29 protein-coding genes are annotated in these 17,051 nt (G+C 65.2%); 21 read left to right on the plus strand and 8 right to left on the minus strand.

Annotated elements, in window-relative coordinates; all coding sequences use genetic code 11:
* Window position 1 precedes the first annotated feature (1 nt).
* The 20 genes from rpsC (at window position 2) to rplQ (ending at window position 10,466) form a co-directional block, all read left to right on the plus strand.
* The gene (rpsC, locus tag LI953_RS02065; RefSeq protein ID WP_227074321.1) at window positions 2-679 is read left to right on the plus strand and encodes a 30S ribosomal protein S3; all 678 of its coding nucleotides are present in this window, start codon (window positions 2-4) and stop codon (window positions 677-679) included.
* Between the two features lie 14 nt (window positions 680-693).
* Window positions 694-1,110, plus strand: a complete 417-nt coding sequence (rplP, locus tag LI953_RS02070; RefSeq protein ID WP_227074322.1) for a 50S ribosomal protein L16 — start codon at window positions 694-696, stop codon at window positions 1,108-1,110.
* 3 nt (window positions 1,111-1,113) lie between these two features.
* A complete protein-coding gene (gene rpmC, locus LI953_RS02075) occupies window positions 1,114-1,320 on the plus strand; it encodes a 50S ribosomal protein L29 (RefSeq protein WP_227074323.1) in 207 nt (68 codons plus the stop codon).
* Between the two features lie 9 nt (window positions 1,321-1,329).
* Window positions 1,330-1,593, plus strand: coding sequence for a 30S ribosomal protein S17 (gene rpsQ / locus LI953_RS02080; protein ID WP_227074325.1), 264 nt, complete (start codon window positions 1,330-1,332; stop codon window positions 1,591-1,593).
* A 12-nt stretch (window positions 1,594-1,605) separates the two neighbouring features.
* Window positions 1,606-1,974, plus strand: a complete 369-nt coding sequence (gene rplN / locus LI953_RS02085; protein ID WP_227074326.1) for a 50S ribosomal protein L14 — start codon at window positions 1,606-1,608, stop codon at window positions 1,972-1,974.
* Between the two features lies 1 nt (window position 1,975).
* On the plus strand, window positions 1,976-2,296 hold the full coding sequence (gene rplX / locus LI953_RS02090; protein WP_227074327.1) for a 50S ribosomal protein L24: 321 nt from the start codon (window positions 1,976-1,978) through the stop codon (window positions 2,294-2,296).
* 10 nt (window positions 2,297-2,306) lie between these two features.
* The gene (gene rplE / locus LI953_RS02095) at window positions 2,307-2,867 is read left to right on the plus strand and encodes a 50S ribosomal protein L5 (protein WP_227074328.1); all 561 of its coding nucleotides are present in this window, start codon (window positions 2,307-2,309) and stop codon (window positions 2,865-2,867) included.
* A gap of 69 nt (window positions 2,868-2,936) precedes the next feature.
* Window positions 2,937-3,242: a 30S ribosomal protein S14 gene (gene rpsN / locus LI953_RS02100; RefSeq protein WP_227074330.1), complete on the plus strand. Its 306-nt coding sequence runs from the start codon at window positions 2,937-2,939 to the stop codon at window positions 3,240-3,242.
* Between the two features lie 19 nt (window positions 3,243-3,261).
* Window positions 3,262-3,660, plus strand: a complete 399-nt coding sequence (gene rpsH / locus LI953_RS02105; protein ID WP_227074332.1) for a 30S ribosomal protein S8 — start codon at window positions 3,262-3,264, stop codon at window positions 3,658-3,660.
* A gap of 14 nt (window positions 3,661-3,674) precedes the next feature.
* Window positions 3,675-4,208 carry a 50S ribosomal protein L6 gene (gene rplF, locus LI953_RS02110; protein ID WP_227074333.1) on the plus strand — a complete coding sequence of 178 codons (534 nt, stop codon included), beginning with the start codon at window positions 3,675-3,677 and terminating at the stop codon, window positions 4,206-4,208.
* Window positions 4,208-4,570 (plus strand): 50S ribosomal protein L18, encoded by a 363-nt coding sequence (gene rplR, locus LI953_RS02115; protein WP_227074334.1) that lies wholly within the window; start codon window positions 4,208-4,210, stop codon window positions 4,568-4,570. Before rplF ends, rplR begins: the two co-directional genes overlap by 1 nt.
* A 12-nt stretch (window positions 4,571-4,582) precedes the next feature.
* Window positions 4,583-5,176 carry a 30S ribosomal protein S5 gene (rpsE, locus tag LI953_RS02120; RefSeq protein WP_227074335.1) on the plus strand — a complete coding sequence of 198 codons (594 nt, stop codon included), beginning with the start codon at window positions 4,583-4,585 and terminating at the stop codon, window positions 5,174-5,176.
* On the plus strand, window positions 5,166-5,360 hold the full coding sequence (gene rpmD / locus LI953_RS02125; RefSeq protein WP_227074552.1) for a 50S ribosomal protein L30: 195 nt from the start codon (window positions 5,166-5,168) through the stop codon (window positions 5,358-5,360). Before rpsE ends, rpmD begins: the two co-directional genes overlap by 11 nt.
* 1 nt (window position 5,361) lies before the next feature.
* A complete protein-coding gene (gene rplO / locus LI953_RS02130; RefSeq protein WP_227074337.1) occupies window positions 5,362-5,847 on the plus strand; it encodes a 50S ribosomal protein L15 in 486 nt (161 codons plus the stop codon).
* Window positions 5,848-5,958: 111 nt separating this feature from the next.
* Window positions 5,959-7,296 carry a preprotein translocase subunit SecY gene (gene secY / locus LI953_RS02135; RefSeq protein ID WP_227074339.1) on the plus strand — a complete coding sequence of 446 codons (1,338 nt, stop codon included), beginning with the start codon at window positions 5,959-5,961 and terminating at the stop codon, window positions 7,294-7,296.
* Between the two features lie 11 nt (window positions 7,297-7,307).
* Window positions 7,308-7,979: an adenylate kinase gene (locus LI953_RS02140; RefSeq protein WP_227074340.1), complete on the plus strand. Its 672-nt coding sequence runs from the start codon at window positions 7,308-7,310 to the stop codon at window positions 7,977-7,979.
* Between the two features lie 131 nt (window positions 7,980-8,110).
* On the plus strand, window positions 8,111-8,488 hold the full coding sequence (gene rpsM / locus LI953_RS02145; protein WP_227074342.1) for a 30S ribosomal protein S13: 378 nt from the start codon (window positions 8,111-8,113) through the stop codon (window positions 8,486-8,488).
* A 36-nt stretch (window positions 8,489-8,524) separates the two neighbouring features.
* Window positions 8,525-8,917, plus strand: a complete 393-nt coding sequence (gene rpsK / locus LI953_RS02150; protein WP_227074343.1) for a 30S ribosomal protein S11 — start codon at window positions 8,525-8,527, stop codon at window positions 8,915-8,917.
* A gap of 80 nt (window positions 8,918-8,997) precedes the next feature.
* The gene (locus LI953_RS02155; RefSeq protein ID WP_227074344.1) at window positions 8,998-10,017 is read left to right on the plus strand and encodes a DNA-directed RNA polymerase subunit alpha; all 1,020 of its coding nucleotides are present in this window, start codon (window positions 8,998-9,000) and stop codon (window positions 10,015-10,017) included.
* A gap of 23 nt (window positions 10,018-10,040) precedes the next feature.
* Window positions 10,041-10,466, plus strand: a complete 426-nt coding sequence (gene rplQ, locus LI953_RS02160; RefSeq protein WP_227074346.1) for a 50S ribosomal protein L17 — start codon at window positions 10,041-10,043, stop codon at window positions 10,464-10,466.
* Window positions 10,467-10,540: 74 nt separating this feature from the next.
* On the opposite strand, the gene LI953_RS02165 is transcribed toward rplQ, so the two are convergent.
* Genes LI953_RS02165 through LI953_RS02180 form a run of 4 tightly spaced genes read right to left on the minus strand, consistent with a single transcriptional unit; the run spans window position 10,541 to window position 13,305 of the window.
* Window positions 10,541-10,747 (minus strand): hypothetical protein, encoded by a 207-nt coding sequence (locus LI953_RS02165; protein ID WP_227074347.1) that lies wholly within the window; start codon window positions 10,745-10,747, stop codon window positions 10,541-10,543.
* Between the two features lie 47 nt (window positions 10,748-10,794).
* Window positions 10,795-11,559 carry an ABC transporter permease gene (locus LI953_RS02170; protein WP_227074348.1) on the minus strand — a complete coding sequence of 255 codons (765 nt, stop codon included), beginning with the start codon at window positions 11,557-11,559 and terminating at the stop codon, window positions 10,795-10,797.
* Window positions 11,552-12,298: an ABC transporter ATP-binding protein gene (locus tag LI953_RS02175; RefSeq protein WP_227074350.1), complete on the minus strand. Its 747-nt coding sequence runs from the start codon at window positions 12,296-12,298 to the stop codon at window positions 11,552-11,554. The genes LI953_RS02170 and LI953_RS02175 overlap by 8 nt, the downstream gene beginning before the upstream one ends.
* Window positions 12,298-13,305, minus strand: a complete 1,008-nt coding sequence (locus LI953_RS02180; protein WP_227074351.1) for an ABC transporter substrate-binding protein — start codon at window positions 13,303-13,305, stop codon at window positions 12,298-12,300. The genes LI953_RS02175 and LI953_RS02180 overlap by 1 nt, the downstream gene beginning before the upstream one ends.
* A gap of 116 nt (window positions 13,306-13,421) precedes the next feature.
* Between LI953_RS02180 and LI953_RS02185 the strand changes: the two genes are divergently transcribed.
* Window positions 13,422-13,757: a DUF1491 family protein gene (locus LI953_RS02185; RefSeq protein ID WP_227074353.1), complete on the plus strand. Its 336-nt coding sequence runs from the start codon at window positions 13,422-13,424 to the stop codon at window positions 13,755-13,757.
* On the opposite strand, the gene LI953_RS02190 is transcribed toward LI953_RS02185, so the two are convergent.
* From LI953_RS02190 to LI953_RS02205, 4 genes are read right to left on the minus strand one after another with little or no spacing between them, the layout of a single operon-like run.
* Window positions 13,749-14,363 (minus strand): FMN-binding negative transcriptional regulator, encoded by a 615-nt coding sequence (locus tag LI953_RS02190; protein ID WP_227074355.1) that lies wholly within the window; start codon window positions 14,361-14,363, stop codon window positions 13,749-13,751. The genes LI953_RS02185 and LI953_RS02190 overlap by 9 nt on opposite strands.
* A gap of 15 nt (window positions 14,364-14,378) precedes the next feature.
* Entirely contained in the window at window positions 14,379-15,233 is an 855-nt protein-coding gene (locus LI953_RS02195; RefSeq protein ID WP_227074356.1) for a D-amino-acid transaminase, read from the minus strand.
* Window positions 15,234-15,237: 4 nt separating this feature from the next.
* Complete coding sequence (locus LI953_RS02200; RefSeq protein ID WP_227074357.1) at window positions 15,238-16,236, minus strand: aldo/keto reductase; 999 nt, start codon at window positions 16,234-16,236, stop codon at window positions 15,238-15,240.
* Window positions 16,237-16,265: 29 nt separating this feature from the next.
* A complete protein-coding gene (locus LI953_RS02205; protein WP_227074358.1) occupies window positions 16,266-17,048 on the minus strand; it encodes an ABC transporter ATP-binding protein in 783 nt (260 codons plus the stop codon).
* Window positions 17,049-17,051 lie beyond the last annotated feature (3 nt).

Here is a 17,051-nt window from a genome sequence, read left to right on the forward strand (position 1 = left end):
TATGGGTCACAAGATTAATCCGATCGGCCTGCGCCTCGGCATTACCCGCACCTGGGACAGCCGCTGGTATGCCGATAAGGACTACGCCAAGCTGCTGCATGACGACATCAAGCTGCGCAATCATCTGCGCGGCAAGCTGTCGCAGGCCGGTGTATCGCGCGTCGTCATCGAGCGCCCGGCCAAGAAGCCGCGCGTGACCATCTATGCCGCCCGCCCTGGTGTGGTGATCGGCAAGAAGGGCCAGGATATCGACAGCCTGCGCAAGGAGCTGTCGGCGATGGCGAAGGCCGATGTGGCCCTCAACATCATGGAAATCCGCAAGCCGGAAATCGACGCCACGCTGGTGGCCGAGAACATCGCCCAGCAGCTGGAGCGCCGCGTGGCGTTCCGCCGTGCGATGAAGCGCGCCGTGCAATCCGCGATGCGTCTGGGCGCCCAGGGCATCAAGATCACCTGCTCCGGCCGCCTCGGCGGCGCCGAGATCGCCCGCGTTGAGTGGTATCGCGAGGGCCGCGTGCCCCTGCACACGCTGCGCGCCGATCTCGATTACGGTGTCGGCACCGCGAAGACCACCTATGGCACCTGCGGTGTGAAGGTTTGGATTTTCAAGGGCGAGATCCTGGTTCAGGACCCGTTCGCGCAGGATAAGCGCGCGGCCGAGCAGGCCCCGCAGCGCTAAGGAATTTTTAAGCCATGATGTCTCCAAAGCGTACCAAGTTCCGCAAGGCGCATAAGGGCCGCATCCACGGCAACGCCAAGGGCAACACGCAGCTGAATTTCGGCGCGTTCGGCCTGAAGGCGCTGGAGCCGGAGCGGATCACCGCGCGTCAGATCGAGTCCGCCCGCCGCGCCATCACCCGCTGCATGAAGCGTGCTGGCCGCGTGTGGATCCGCATTTTCCCGGATCTGCCGGTCTCCACCAAGCCAGCCGAAGTGCGTATGGGCTCCGGTAAGGGCAGCCCGGAATACTGGGTGGCCCGCGTGCAGCCCGGCCGTATCATGTTCGAGATCGACGGTGTGGCCGAGCCGCTGGCCCGTGAAGCGCTGGCCCTGGGTGCGGCCAAGCTGCCGATCCGCACTAAGTTTGTCACCCGTATCGGGGAGGCCTAAGAGATGACCGCTGCTAGTGACATCCGGGCGAAGACCCCGGACGAGCTGAAGAGCCTGTTGCTCGATCTGCGCAAGGAGCAGTTCAACCTGCGTTTCCAGCGCGCCACCGGCCAGCAGGAAAACACCAGCCGCGTGCGTGCGGTGCGTCGCGACATCGCGCGGGTGAAGACGGTTCTGGCTGAGCGCGCGCGTTCGGCTGTGAAGGGTTAAGAGGGTACCATGCCGAAACGTGTTCTGACCGGGCGTGTCGTGAGCGACAAGATGGACAAGACGATTACCGTGCTTGTCGAGCGTCGCATCATGCACCCGCTGTACAAGAAGTTTATCCGCCGCTCCAAGAAATATGCGGCGCATGACGAGGGCAATCTGTGCGTCGAAGGTGATGTGGTTCGCATTGAGGAATGCGCGCCGATCAGCAAGCGCAAGACCTGGGTTGTGACGGAGCGCAACGGCGCCGCCATCACCGACCAGCAGGCCGGCTGAGGGGGCTGAAGCATGATTATCGTAGAATCCAACCTCGACGTTGCCGACAACTCTGGCGCGCGCCGCGTGCAGTGCATCAAGGTGCTCGGCGGCTCCAAGCGCAAGACCGCGTCGGTGGGCGATGTTATTGTCGTCTCCATTAAGGACGCCATTCCCCGCGGCAAGGTGAAGAAGGGTGACGTGCACCAGGCCGTGGTCGTGCGCACCGCCTTCCCGGTGCGCCGCGCCGATGGCTCCGCGATCCGCTTCGACCGCAACGCCGCCGTGCTCATCAATAAGCAGATGGAGCCGATCGGCACCCGTATCTTCGGGCCAGTGGTGCGTGAGCTGCGTGCGAAGAAGTTCATGAAGATCATCTCGCTGGCACCGGAGGTGCTGTAACATGGCCGCTCGTATCAAAAAGGGCGATAAGGTGCAGGTGATTTCCGGCGCCTCCAAGGGGGCTCGCGGCGAAGTGCTGCGTGTGATCCCGTCCGAAAATCGCGCCGTTGTGCAGGGCGTGGCTGTGGCCAAGCACCACACCAAGCCGACCCGCATGGGCGAGCCCGGAGGCATCATCGAGCGTGAAGCCGCTGTGGATCTGTCGAATCTGGCGCTGATCGACCCCGCCACGGACAAGCCGACCAAGGTTGGCTTCCGCGTGCTGGACGATGGCCGCAAAGTGCGTGTGGCTCGCAAGAGCGGCACCGCGATTGATGGCTGAGGAGGCCGTAATGAGCGAAGTGAAAGAGCTGCCGCGCCTGCAGAAGCACTACCGCGAGGTGGTCCGTGCGCAGCTGCAGCAGGAGTTCGGGTATAAGAATCCGTTCGAGGTTCCGACCCTGCAGAAGATCGTGATCAACATGGGCGTTGGCGAAGCCGCCGGTGACCAGAAGAAGCTGGACGCCGCGCTGGCCGAGCTGACCCTGATTTCGGGCCAGAAGCCGGTGAAGACCCTGGCCAAGAAGGCGATCGCGGGCTTCAAGATCCGCGCTGGCCTGCCGATCGGCTGCAAGGTGACGCTGCGCCGCGAGCGCATGTACGAGTTCCTGGACCGCCTGGTTACCATCGCGCTGCCGCGCGTGCGTGACTTCCGTGGCATGCCGGGCAATAAGGGCTTCGATGGCCGCGGCAATTTCGCCATGGGCCTGAAGGAGCAGATCATTTTCCCTGAGATCGTGTATGACAAAGTCGACGCGGTCCGCGGCATGGACATCATCTTCGTCACCAGCGCGAAGACCGATGCCGAGGCCAAGGCGCTGCTCAAGGGTTTCAACTTGCCGTTCCAGAAGTGAGCGGCATCGCGAAAAATTTTGTTGGAAAACGGCCGGTAGTGACCGGCAGGTTCCGGAGGGTATCAGAAGATGGCTAAGACATCGCAGGTCAACCGAAACGGCAAGCGTGAGCGCATGGCTGCCCGTGATCAGGCGAAACGCGCGGCGCTGAAAGCGACGATCATGGATCGTTCGCTGCCGGTGGAGGACCGCTTTGAGGCGAGCCTCAAGCTCGCGCAGTTGCCGCGCAACGGCGCGAAGGTTCGCGTGCGTCTGCGCTGCGAGCTGACGGGCCGCGCCCGCGGCAATTATCGTAAGTTCAAGCTTTGCCGCGTCGCGTTCCGCGATCTGGCCAGCACCGGGCAGATCCCCGGTGTCGTTAAGGCCAGCTGGTAAGGAAAGGGCGGTTTAAACAATGTCGATGTCCGATCCTTTGGGCGATATGCTCACCCGAATCCGCAACGCGCAGCACGCTCGTCAGACGTCTTGCGTTGCCCCGGCCTCCAACCTGCGCGCCAACGTGCTGGACGTGCTCAAGCGCGAGGGCTTCATCCGCGGTTTCTCCCGCGAGGAAGTGCGCCCCGGCATTGCGCAGTTGCGCATTGAGCTGAAGTACAATGACGGTCAGCCCGTCATCAAGGAGATCAGCCGCGTGTCCCGTCCGGGCCGCCGCGTCTACTCCAAGATCAAGGAGCTGCCGCGCGTGTATAATGGTCTGGGTGTGTCCATCCTCTCCACGCCGCGCGGCGTGATGAGCGATGCCGAAGCCCGCGCCGCCAATGTCGGCGGCGAAGTTCTCTGCCGCGTGTTCTAAGGGAGGGAGCAGATATGTCGCGCGTAGGCAAATATCCCGTTGAGATCCCCGCTGGCGTCACCGTGGCGCTTGCCGGCAACGTGCTCACCGCCAAGGGCAAGCTGGGTGAACTGGCTCTGACCCTGACCGACCTGGTCGAGACCAAGGTCGAGGGCAACAAGGTGTCCGTAGAGCCCAAGACCAAGGCGGCTCAGGCCCGCATGATGTGGGGCACCACCCGCGCCAATATCGCCAACATGGTGAAAGGCGTGTCGCAGGGCTACTCCAAGACGCTGGAGATCACCGGCACTGGTTACCGCGCCGCGGTGCAGGGCAGCAATCTGGTGGTCAATCTCGGCTTCTCTCACGACGTGGTGTACCCCATCCCGGCCGGGATCAAGGTGACCTGCGAGAAGCCGACCTCGATCAAGGTCGAGGGCGTCGATAAGCGCCAGGTTGGCCAGGTTTGCGCCGAGCTGCGCAGCCACCGTCCGCCCGAGCCGTATAAGGGCAAGGGTGTCAAGTTTGAAGGCGAAGCGATCCGCCGGAAAGAGGGTAAGAAGAAATAATGTCGAGCAATCTGGAACTGCAGGCGCGCCGCCGGGCCCGCCTTCGCTATCAGCTCCGGCAGAAGTCCGGCGGGCGTCCGCGCCTGTCGGTGTTCCGCTCCGGCAAGCACATCTATGCCCAGATCATCGACGACGCGCAGGGCCGCACCCTCGCCGCCGCCTCGACCCTGGACAAGGAGCTGAAGGCTTCGCTGCGCACCGGCGCCGACAAGGATGCCGCGACCGCCGTGGGCAAGCTGATCGCCGAGCGCTGCAAGGCGGCGGGCGTCGTCTCCGTGGTGTTCGACCGCGGGTCTTATCTGTATCATGGCCGGGTGAAAGCCCTGGCAGAGGCGGCCCGCGAGGGCGGCCTCGACTTCTAAGAGGGTTTGCACATGGCACGTGAAGCACGCGAAGGCGGCAGCGGCGGCAGGAATCGCGAGCGTGATCGCGATCGTGAGCGCGAGGCTGGTGACGAGTTCGTCGACAAGCTGGTGACGATCAACCGCGTCGCCAAGGTTGTGAAGGGCGGTCGCCGGTTTGCGTTTGCCGCGCTGGTGGTCGTGGGCGACCAGAAGGGCCGCGTCGGCTACGGCGCCGGTAAGGCCCGCGAGGTTCCCGAGGCGATCCGCAAAGCGACCGAGCGCGCGAAGAAGACCATGATCCGGGTGCCGATGAAGGAAGGCCGCACGCTGCACCATGATGTGCGCGGCATCTTCGGCGCCGGTGATGTGGTCATCCGCTCCGCTCCGGCTGGTACCGGCATCATCGCCGGCGGCCCGCTGCGCGCGGTGTTCGAGACCCTGGGCATTGGCGACGTGGTCGCGAAGTCGCTGGGCAGCCGCAACCCGCACAACATGGTGAAGGCCACGTTCGCGGCGCTGCAGAATGTCACCAGCCCGCGCCAAGTGGCGAGCCGCCGCGGCAAGAAGGTGGCTGAGCTGTACGGCACGGCTGAGAAGCCGGCGCAGGAGGTGGCTGATGTCTGAGGTGAAGAAGATCCGCATCACGCAGGTCGCTTCTGGCAATGGCCAGAAGCCCGGCATGCAGGCGACGCTGATCGGCCTGGGGCTGAACAAGCTTCGCCGCAGCGTCGAGAAGGCCGCCACCCCGGAAGTGCTGGGCATGGTGAACAAGGTCAAGCACCTGCTCAAGGTCGAGGAGCTGGGTTAAAATGAAGCTCAATGAAATTCGTGACAATCCCGGCGCGCGGCTGAAGTCCAAGCGTCTGGGCCGCGGTATCGGCTCCGGCAAGGGCAAGACCTCGGGTAAGGGCGTGAAGGGCCAGAAGGCGCGCGAGGGCGTGTCCCTGAACGGCTTCGAGGGTGGTCAGCTCCCGATCTATCGCCGTCTGCCCAAGCGTGGCTTCCACAACATCAACCGCAAGGAATACGCGCCGCTGAACCTCGGCACCCTGGCGGCGGCGATCGAGTCCGGCAAGCTGGACGCCTCGCTGCCGATCACCGAGGCGGTGCTGGCCCAGGCCGGTGTGGTTCGCCTGAACAAGGTGGATGGCGTGCGCCTGCTGGCGCGCGGCGCCATTAGCCAGGCCGTGACCATCGAAGTCTCCGGCGCCTCCGCCGCGGCTGTCGCCGCGATCGAGCAGGCCGGTGGCAAGGTGACGACGCTGGTGGCCAAGGGCGACGCCGAAGCGGCCTGAGCCTCTTGCCTCCGCCGGATAAAATCCGGCAAATAGCGCTGTAAAACGGCGCTTGCCAGTCGCGCAAAGCACCGGCAAGCGCCGTTTTTTATTGGATTTAAGGATAGAGTGATGGCATCCGCCGCAGAACAGATGGCCGCGAACCTGAATTTGGGCGCGTTTGGCAAGGCCACGGATCTTCAGAAGCGCATCTGGTTCACCCTGGGTGCGCTGATCGTGTTCCGTTTGGGGACATATATCCCCGTTCCCGGCGTGGACGGGGCCGTGATGGCGAAGCTGATGACGCAGAATGGCGGCGGCATCCTCGGCATGTTCAACATGTTCACCGGCGGCGCGCTCGGGCGCATGACCATCTTCGCGCTGAACATCCTGCCTTATATCAGTGCCTCGATCATCATTCAGCTGATGTCCTCCACCATTCCGGCGCTGGAGGCGCTGAAGAAGGAGGGCGATTCGGGCCGCCAGCGCATCACGCAATATACGCGCTACCTCACCGTCATCATCGCCACCGTGCAGGCCTATGGCATCGCGGTCAGCCTGGAGCGGGTGAAGAGCGCGCTCGGCCCGGCGGTGATCGACCCTGGCGCCTTCTTCGTGTTCACGGCGGTCGTCACGCTGGTTGGCGGCACCATGTTCGTGATGTGGCTGGGTGAGCAGATCACCTCGCGCGGCATCGGCACCGGCTCCAGCCTGCTGATCTTCACCGGCATTGTCGCTAATTTGCCGCTGGCGGTCGCTAATATCCTGGAGCTTGGCTCCACCGGGGCGCTGTCCACCTTTTTCATCATCGTGTTCTTCATCGTCGCGCTGGCGGTGATCGGCTTCATCGTGTTCATGGAGCGCGCGCAGCGGCGGATTCTCATCCAGCACCCCAAGCGCCAGGTTGGCCAGCGCATCTATGGCGGCGAGAGCAATTACATGCCGCTCAAGGTCAATGCGTCGGGTGTGATGCCGCCGATCTTCGCCAGCTCGCTGCTGGTGATCCCGGCGACTTTTGTCGGCTTTTCGGCCGGAGGCCCCGGCTGGCTGCAGGCGATCGCGCACATGCTTTCGCGCGGGCAGCCGCTCTATATGGCGCTTTACGCGGCGCTCATCATCAGCTTCTCCTTCGTCTGGGCGGCCATCGCCTTCAACCCGGACGAGACGGCCGAGAACCTGAAGAAGAACGGCGCTTTCATTCCTGGCATCCGCCCCGGCACCAACACGGCGAAGTATTTTGACACCGTGCTGACCCGTCTCACCGCCATCGGCGCGGGATATCTGGTGCTGGTCTGTCTGCTGCCTGATTTTGCGATGAGCAAATACAGCCTGCCGTTTTATTTCGGCGGCACCTCGCTGCTGATCATCGTGTCGGTGACGATGGATACGGTGACGCAAATCCAGTCTCATTTGCTGGCGCACCAGTATGAGGGGCTGATCCGCAAGGGGCGGGGCAAGAATCGGAAGTAAGGGAGAACATCGTGGAATTAATCCTTCTCGGACCGCCGGGCGCAGGCAAAGGCACGCAGTCCAAGCTGCTGGAGACGAAATACGGCATTGCCCAGATTTCGACGGGCGACATGCTGCGTGCCGAGGTCAAGGCGGGCTCGCCGATCGGGCTTGAGGCCAAGGCGGTCATGGATGCCGGCAAGCTGGTCTCCGACGATATCCTGATCCGGATGATCGGCGAGCGCATCAAGCGCCCCGACTGTGCCAAGGGCTTCATCCTCGATGGCTTCCCCCGCACCGTGCCGCAGGCCGAGGCGCTTGATAAGCTGCTGCATGAAACGGCGGTCGATCTTGATGTGGTGATCGAGCTGAAGGTGGATGAGGCGATTCTGGTCGAGCGCATCTCCGGACGTTTTACCTGCGCCAAATGCGGCGAGGGCTACCACGACAAGTTCAAGCAGCCGAAAACGGCCGGGGTGTGCGATGTCTGCGGCGGTACCGAATTCGTCCGCCGCCCGGACGACAAGGCCGAAACCGTGCATGCGCGGCTTGAGGCCTATAACGCCCAGACCGCGCCGATTCTGCCCTATTACAAGGCGCAGGGGCGGCTCTTCACGGTGGACGGCATGGCCGAGATGGACGAGGTGGAGCGCCAGATTGAGGCGGTTCTCCGTCAGGTCGGCGTGCCGGCCCCGGTGGCGTGACTTCAACTCTTGACACGATCACGAAAAATTGATCAGTCGTTGTTGACTCTAAGTTCGCGGGCGCTATAACCCGCTTTCGCGGCGCTTCCCGGTGGGGCGCCGCTACTTGTTATGACCTCAGGAGAGACCACGTGGCGCGTATTGCCGGCGTAAACATTCCCACGAATAAGCGTGTTGTGATTAGCCTTCGCTATATTTATGGCATTGGCCCGGCGAAGGCGCAGGAGATCTGCTCGGCCCTGGCGATTCCCGCCGAGCGCCGCGTGAATGAGCTCTCTGACGACGAGATCCAGCGCCTGCGCGAGATCATCGACCGCGATTTCCGCGTCGAGGGTGATCTGCGCCGCGAGGTGGCGATGAACATCAAGCGCCTGATGGATCTCGGCTGCTATCGTGGTCTGCGTCACCGTAAGGGGCTCCCGGTCCGCGGCCAGCGCACCCACACCAACGCCCGCACCCGCAAGGGCAAGGCCGTGGCGATCGCCGGCAAGAAGAAAGCCACCCGCTAATTTTCCGCGCATAGCGTCAGATACAGGAATACCGATATGGCGAAGCCCGCCTCCAACCGCCCCCGTAAGAAAGAGCGCAAGAACATCATCGCCGGTGTTGCGCACGTTCTCGCCAGCTTCAACAACACGATGGTCAACATCACCGACGCGCAGGGCAACACCATTGCCTGGTCGTCCGCTGGCAGCCAGGGCTTCAAGGGGAGCCGCAAGTCGACCCCGTATGCTGCGCAGGTTGCCGCCGAGGATGCCGGCCGCAAGGCCCGAGAGCATGGCATGGAGACCCTTGAGATCGAGGTGAGCGGCCCGGGTTCGGGGCGCGAGAGCGCGCTGCGCGCCCTGCAGGCCGTTGGCTTCCAGATTTCCGCGATTCGTGACCTGACGCCGATCCCGCACAATGGCTGCCGGCCGCGCAAGCGCCGCCGCGTCTAATCCAGGGTTCGGGTTTTCTTGAGGCCGCGGCGGGCCGCGCACCGCACGGCCCGGAGGGGTGAAAGTTGAAAGACTCTACTTTGTCTCTGCAACGCAATTGGCAGTTGCTGATCAAGCCGGAGCAGCTCGACGTGGAATTCGGGGCCGACGCCGGGCGCGTCGCCACGATTATCGCGGAGCCGCTGGAGCGGGGCTTTGGCCTCACGCTCGGCAACGCGCTGCGGCGCATCCTGCTGTCCTCGCTGCAGGGCGCGGCCGTCACCGCTGTGCGGATTGACGGCGTGCTGCATGAGTTCTCCACCCTCGCCGGTGTGCGAGAGGATGTGACCGACATCGTGCTCAACATCAAGCAGCTCGCGGTGCGTATGCATGGCGAGGGGCCGAAGCGCATGGTGCTGACCGCGACCGGGCCGGGCGAGGTCAAGGCCGGGCAAATCCAGGCCGGGCATGACATCGAGATCATGAATCCCGATCTCGTGCTTTGCACGCTGGACGAGGGAGCGACGTTGGGCATGGAATTCACCGTCGGCACGGGCCGCGGCTATGAGCCGGCCTCAGCCAACCGCCCCGAGGACGCGCCGATCGGGCTGATCCCCGTCGATGCGATCTACTCGCCGGTGCGCCGCGTGTCCTACCGGGTCGAGAAGACCCGTGTCGGTCAGGTGACGGATTACGACAAGCTGATCCTGGAAGTGGAAACCAACGGCGCGGTGTCGCCGGAGGACGGCGTGGCCCTGGCCGCGCGCATCCTGCAGGACCAGCTCAGCATGTTCGTCAACTTCGAGGAGCCGCAGCGCGCCCGCGCCGAGGAACCGCGCATCGAGCTGCCGTTCAACCCGAACCTGCTGCGCAAGGTCGACGAGCTGGAACTCTCCGTGCGCTCGGCCAACTGCCTGAAGAACGACAATATCGTGTATATTGGCGATCTGGTGCAGAAGACGGAGCAGGAGATGCTGCGCACGCCGAATTTCGGCCGCAAATCTCTCAATGAAATCAAGGAAGTGCTGACCGCCATGGGGCTTTCCCTTGGCATGACCGTGCCGGATTGGCCGCCCGAGAATATCGAGGAACTGGCCAAGCGTTCGGACCAGCCTTTCTAAAGTCTTAACAGGAACACTTCATCATGCGTCACGGTCTCAGCGGTCGTAAACTCGGCGTCACCTCCTCCCATCGCGCTGCCATGTTCCGGAACATGGCCGTCGCTCTCATCAAGCATGAGCAGATCACCACCACCCTGCCGAAGGCGAAGGAGCTTCGCCCGGTGGTGGAGAAGCTGATCACGCTCGGCAAGCGCGGCGGGCTGCACGCCCGGCGCCAGGCTTTCGACCAGCTGCGCGACGAGACGATCGTGGCCAAGCTATTCTCCACCGTGGCCGAGCGCTACAAGGCCCGCGCCGGTGGCTATACCCGCGTGCTGAAGGCCGGCATGCGCTATGGCGATGCCGCCGACATGGCGGTGATCGAGCTGGTGGACCGCGATCTGGCTGCCAAGGGGCAGGATTCCGGGCCGAAGCCGGAAGTCGCCGCCGAGGCTGAGGGCGAAGCGTAAGTCTTCGCCCAACGGGCAAAACAAAAAAGGGCGGACCCTCGCGGGTTCGCCCTTTTTTGTTGGCGTCAGGCGGCTCAGCCCAGCGGCTGGTGCGCCTTGTCGAGCAGGCGGGAGAAGAAGCCCTTCTTCTTCGGCATTTTCGGCGCGGCCTCTTTGGCGGCGTCCTCGGCCTTGCGGGCCTTGGCCTTCATCCAGTCATCCAGGCTCATACCGGCCTTGGCGGCGCGCTTCTGCTCATAAGCGAGCTGGCCCTTGCTGAGTTTGGTCGTGTCGTCGGTCATGTCGGTCTCCCAATTTGCCGCCTGCGTCGCAGGTTCCGCGGTGGATTTCAAGCGCCATCGCGCCGGTGCAGCAGCACCGCCTCCAGCCAGCCCAGCGCAGTGTAGATGACAATGCCCGACAGCCCCAGCAGCACCAGCGCCGCGAACATGCGCGGGATCTCCAGCCGGTAACTGGCCTCGATGATCCGGTAAGCGAGACCAGAGGCAAAGCCGCCCGACCCGGCCACGAACTCGGCCACCACCGCCCCCACCAGCGCCAGCGTGCCGGAGACGCGCAAGCCGGTGAGGAAGCTCGGCAGCGCCGAGGGCAGGCTGAGCAGGATGAGGGTCTGCCAACGCGTGGCGCCATTCAGGCGGAAGAGGTCTTGCAGCTCGGGCGGGGTGGCGGCCAGCCCCGCCGCGGTGCTGGAGAGAATCGGAAAAAACGCGACGATCACCGCGCACACCACCAGCGCCAGGAAGGGCTGGTTGACCCAGATGATGATGAACGGGGCGATGGCGACCACCGGCGTCACCTGCAAAATCACGGCCCAGGGCTGGATGGCGGCGCGGAACAGGCGGCTCGCGGCCATCGCCACCGCCAGCGCCACGCCGATGATGGTGGCGCCCAGCAGTGCCGCGACGGTGACGCTGAGGGTGGAGAGCAGCGCCGAGTCGAGCACGGCATGGTCGTCGAGATAGGCCTGGATGATGGCGATGGGCCCGGGCAGCACATAAGACGGCACGCCCAGCGCCCAGACCAGCCCCTGCCAAAACCCCAGGGCCGCCAGCCCGAAGGCGAAGGGCGCGATGCGTTCGATGGTCTTAGTCATGCTCCGGCATCACCCGCTTGAAGGTGTCGGTGATCTCGGCCACGAGATCGGTATAGGCGCCGCTGCTGCGCCGGTGCGGCCCCTCGGGGATGGCGGGGCGCAGATCCGCCGCTACCCGCCCCGGGCGCGGCGAGAGCACCAGGATGCGGTTGGCGAGATAGGCGGCCTCGTAGATGGAATGGGTGACGAACACGATGGTCTTGCCGCTGCGCCGCCACAGCGCGTGCAGATCGTCCTGCAATTTGTGGCGGGTGAATTCGTCCAGCGCGGCGAAGGGCTCGTCCATCAGCAGCAGCATCGGGTCGGAGACCAGAGCGCGGGCGATGGAGACGCGCATGCGCATGCCACCCGAGAGGCCGCGCGGCTTCACCTGGGCGAAATCACTCAAGCCCACCTGGGCCAGGGCGGCGGTTACCAGCGGCGCGGCCTCGTCCCGCGTGCGCCCGCGCAGGCGCAGCGGCAGATACACGTTATCTGCGGCCGTGGCCCAGGGCAGCAGCGTGGCGTCCTGAAACACGAAGCCGATATCGCCGGGGCCAGGGCGGGCGGCCTTATCCCATTCGATGCGGCCGGCGCTCGGTTCCTCCAGCCCCGCCAGCAGCCGCAGCAGGGTGGATTTGCCGCAGCCCGAGGGGCCGAGCAGGGCGACGAACTCGCCCGGCTCAAACCCGGCCGTGACGCTTTCGAGCGCGATCGTGGCGTTCGGGTAGGTCTTGGCGACCTCGCGCAGCGAAAACATTATTTCGACTGCAGGCCGAACCCGTGATCGACGAATTGCAGCGTATAGCCGGCCTTGTAGTTCATCGACTTATCATACAGCCCGGCGGCGGCCATCTGGTTGAAGAAGCTGGCCCAGCGCGCATCGGTCATGGCGTAGATACCAAGTGTCTTGGCGTCGCCCGAATCGACGATGCCGCGCTGCTTGATCTGCTCATAGCCGAATTTCAGCAGCCCGTCGGTCATATCCGGGTTGGCCGCCTTGATCGCGGCGAAGGCCGGGCTGGGGTCGCCGTAGAGATAAGAGTACCAGCCCTCGGTCGAGGCCTCGATGAAGCGGCGGACCAGATCGGGATTGGTCTGCACCAGCTTGTCGCTGGTCGCCACCAGGCTGGCATAGCCGTCGAACCCAGCATCGGCCAGCGACATCACCACCGGCCATTGCCCGGTTTGCTGATGCACCAGATACGGCTCGTCGGTGACATAGGCTTCCTGGATGTCGTCCGGGTTGGTGAAGAATGGGGTGAGCGAGAAGCTGAAGGTGCGCAGCTGGTCGTCGGTATAGCCATATTTGGCCTTCAGATAGAGCCACCAGCTGGCGCGGGTGTCGGTGCTGATGGCGATCGGCTTGCCCTTGAGTTCCGCGAAATTGTCATTGCCGCGGCCGGGATGCGCGATCAGCGCGTCCGGGTCTTTCTGAAACCCGGCGGCGACGACGACGAAGGGAATGTTCTCCTGCGCGAAGTTCAGCGCCAGGAAGGCGTTGGAGGTGATGTCGAAGGTCAGCCGTCCGGCGATCAGCAGCTGGGCGTTGTTCACCTGCGGGCCGCCCTGCACGATCTTCACGTCCAGCCCGTATTTTTTGTAAAGGCCGGTGGCGAGCGCCTGATAGTAGCCGCCATATTCAGGCTCGGCCACCCAGTCGAGCCCGAAGGTCACCTGGTCGGCCGCCTGGGCGGCGCGGGCAAGGGGGAGAAGGCAGAGGCAGGCGGCCAGCAGGCTGCCGGTGAACCGGACCGGTCGGAACATTGCGGAGTCTCCTTACAGACTTGAGCAAACGAATGGTTGCACGCAGAGTGGACCGGATTGCGCCGCCAGGCTGTGGTTTGGCGGCTCATCGGTGGATCGACAACTCAGGGATTAGCATGAGCGAGCCAAGGATCAAGGCCGGAATTTGGGTGTCGGCGGCGCTGCGGCTGGGGATGCATGACGGCAAGCCCGGCGTGGTGGTGCGCAAGGGCGACCCTGATGCCGGCGGCGTGCTGGTGGTGCTGCACGGGCGCACGGGCGACATGGTGCTCACCCAGTTCCGCGACACGGCGGGCGAACTGGCCTGGATGCGCGGCACCGGGCCGTCGCCGGTGAGTGAGGAAGCCGCCAATGCCTATGTGCAGAAGCAGCTCCGCTTCGACCCCGATCTCTGGGTCATCGAGTTCGACGCGCCGGATTATCTGCCGCCCTTCGAGGGCAAGCTAATCTAGCGTGCGGCGCACCGCCGCCGCCAGGGCCGGGTTTTCCGCCTCAGCCCCGGCGATCACGCCTTCGCGGTCGGCCAGGCTCTTGTTCTGGCTCAGCTTGGCCACGCCCTCCAGCCGGGTGATGTGCAGCACCACCCCGACAATGCCGTTCAGCATCGCCTGGATGTAATCCTCCGGCGCGTCGCTCACCGCCCAGGGCGTGGCGCGCGGCGACTCGTAGCGGCTGGTCAGCCGGGTCACGATGTCCAGCAGCGCGGCGCGGTCCTCGATGATCTCCAATCGCCCATGCGCGTGCACGGCCTGATAATCCCAGGTCGGAACCACCTTGCCGGTCTCCGCCTTGGTCGCATACCAGCTGGGGCTCACATAGCCGTCCACGGCGGTGAAGATGGCCAGCGACTCGGCATGCGGGTCGAACTCCCGCCAATGCGGGTTGGCCCGCGCCATGTGGCCCACCAGCCGGTCCGGCGCCTCCAGCATGAGCGGCAGATGCGTCGCCGCCAGCCCGGTGGCGGCGGTGGGCGAGACCAGCACCGGCAGTGAGGCGGCGCGCATGATCGCATGCAGCTCCTCAGGCCGGGTCTCGACGAAGGCGGGGGGGATATACATGGGGTACGACTCCGCTCAGCCCGCCCCAAGGCGGTGCATGTAAAGCTCGAACAAGGCGCTGGCCGTGGCGCCGGGAGCGCCATTGCCGATGGCCGCGCCATCGAGCCGGATGACGGGTTTGACGAAAGAGGTGGCGCTGGTGAGGAAGATCTCCCGTGCCGCGCGCAGCTCCGCCAGCGAGATTTCCCGCTCCTCGGCCGTCAGCCCCTCGGCGGCCAGGGCTTCGAGCAGCGCCGCGCGGGTGCAGCCGGGCAGGATGTGGCGGTCCAGATTGCGGGTGACCAGCGCGCCCTGGGCGGATACGATCCACACCGTGCTAGCCGCGCCCTCGGTCACGTTGCCGGCGCTGTCATACAAAATCGCCTCATAAGCCCCGGCGCGCTGGGCGGCCGTGCGCGCCAGCACATTGGGCAGCAGGTTGGTGGATTTGATGTCGCAGCGGCCCCAGCGCGTATCGGGCTGGGTGATCGCCTCGGCGGTCCAGTCCTCGATGCGCGCGGGCGGCGCCGGCTTGCGCCGCGCGGTGATGACCAGGCTCGGCCGCGGCGCGGGGCTGGGGATCGGGTGGTCGCGCCGGGCCACGCCGCGCGTGATTTGCAGATAGACCAGCCCGGTCTCGATGCGGTTGCGCCGCAGCACCTCGCCGATCACGGCATGCAGCGCGGCGGCGGACATCGGGGCGTGCAGCTCGATCTCTTCCAGGCTGCGCTCCAGCCGGGCGAGATGCAGCCCCGCATCCACCAGCCGTCCGCGATGCACGAACAGCACCTCGTAAATGCCATCGCCGAATTGATAGCCGCGATCCTCGACATTCACGCTGGCCGCGCGCAGCGGCAGATAGCGGCCATTCACATAGGCGATGGCGGGCATCGGCTCAGCGGTTCAGCGCGGCCATGCCGGCGGCGGGGTAGCGCGTGCCGGCGGCGGCCCCAGGCGGGAAGGCGGCGTTGAGCGCGGCGAGGTCGCCGGCGGTGAGCGCCACCCCGGCGGCGGCGATGTTCTGCGCCAGATATTTGCGCCGCTTGGTGCCGGGGATCGGCGCGATATCCTGCCCCTGGGCCAGCACCCAGGCCAGCGCCACCTGCGCGGCGGTGCAGCGATGCGCGGCGGCGATGCCCTCGATGACCGCCACGAGCGCGCGGTTATGCGCGAAATTCTCCGGCGCGAAGCGCGGCGAGTTACGGCGGTAGTCGTTCTCCGGTAGATCGGCGGCGTTGCTGAAGGCGCCGGTGAGGAAGCCGCGCCCCAGCGGGCTGTAGGGCACCAGCCCGATGCCCAGCTCGCGCAGCGTGGGCAGGATCTCCTGCTCCACATCCCGGCTCCACAGCGAGTATTCGGTTTGCAGGGCGCTGATCGGGTGCACTTTGTGCGCGCGCCTTATGGTCGCGGCGGAGGCCTCCGAGAGCCCGAGATGCCGCACCTTGCCCTGGGCCACCAGCTCGGCCATCGCGCCCACCGTTTCCTCGATCGGCACGTTCGGGTCCACCCGGTGTTGGTAATAGAGGTCGATGACCTCGATGTTGAGGCGCTTCAGCGAGGCCTCGGCGCAGGCGCGCACATAGTCGGGGCGGCCATTAATGCCGAGAAACCCGCCCTCGGGTGAGCGCATATTGCCAAATTTGGTGGCGATCATGAGCCCCGCCCGCCGCCCCGCGATGGCGCGGCCAAGCAATTCCTCGTTCTTGCCGACGCCGTACATATCGGCGGTGTCGAAGAAATTCACCCCGGCCTCGATGGCGGCATGGATGGTGGCGATGGATTCGGCGTCATCCTGCCCGGCATAGAATTCCGACATGCCCATGCAGCCCAGCCCGAGCGCCGAAACCCGCAGCGCCTCGCCCGCCTTGTCGCGGCCCAGTTCACGTATTTGCATTCTTCTCGTCTCCTCTTGCTGAGTTGGCGTCAGGCGTGCTTCCGGGCTGCGTCCCAGGCGTGGTCGAACTGCTCGGGCGGCAGATAGGCGCGCAGCACCTCCTCCGGCGTGCCATCGGCGCGCACCTCTCCGTTCTCCAGCCAGATCAGCCGGTTGCACCATTGCAGCAGGATATCGGGGCGGTGCGAGGAAAGCACAAGGATTTCAGCGCCGCGCACCATGGATTCCAGCCGGTGGCGGGCTTTGTCGAGGAAGCTGGCATCGCCCGCGAGCAGCCATTCATCCATCAGCAGGATCTGCGGGCTGATCGCGGTGGCCATGGCGAAGCCGAGTCGCACCACCATGCCCGAGCTGTAGGTGCGCACCGGCAGCGCCAAAAACTGGTCCAGCCCGGCGAAGCTGGCGACGTCCTCCTGCAACTGGCGGATCCGCGCCTCGGAATAGCCGTTGAACAGCGCGCGCAGGCGGATATTCTCGTTGCCGGTCAGTTCCATGTTCATGCCCTGGCCGGGGTCGAGCAGCGCGGTCACCGCGCCGTCGATGGTGATGCGCCCGGCCACCGGCTCGTAGATGCCGGCCATCGTGCGCAGCAGCGTGGTCTTGCCCGCGCCATTGGCGCCGATGAAGCCCAGCCGGTCGCCCGTGCGCAGGGTGAAGGAGACGTCGCGCAGCGCCTGCACGCTCAGGCGGTGGCGGCTATCCTCGCCCAGCCGCCCGGCGGCGGCGGCGAACACGGTCTTCTTCAGGCTGCGGCTCTCGGCGTGGTAGAGCGGGAAGGCGACCGAGACATTCTCAACGGCAAGCTGGGCCATGGC

The organism is Acidocella sp. KAb 2-4, assembly GCF_020567705.1.
Lineage (GTDB): Bacteria > Pseudomonadota > Alphaproteobacteria > Acetobacterales > Acetobacteraceae > Acidocella.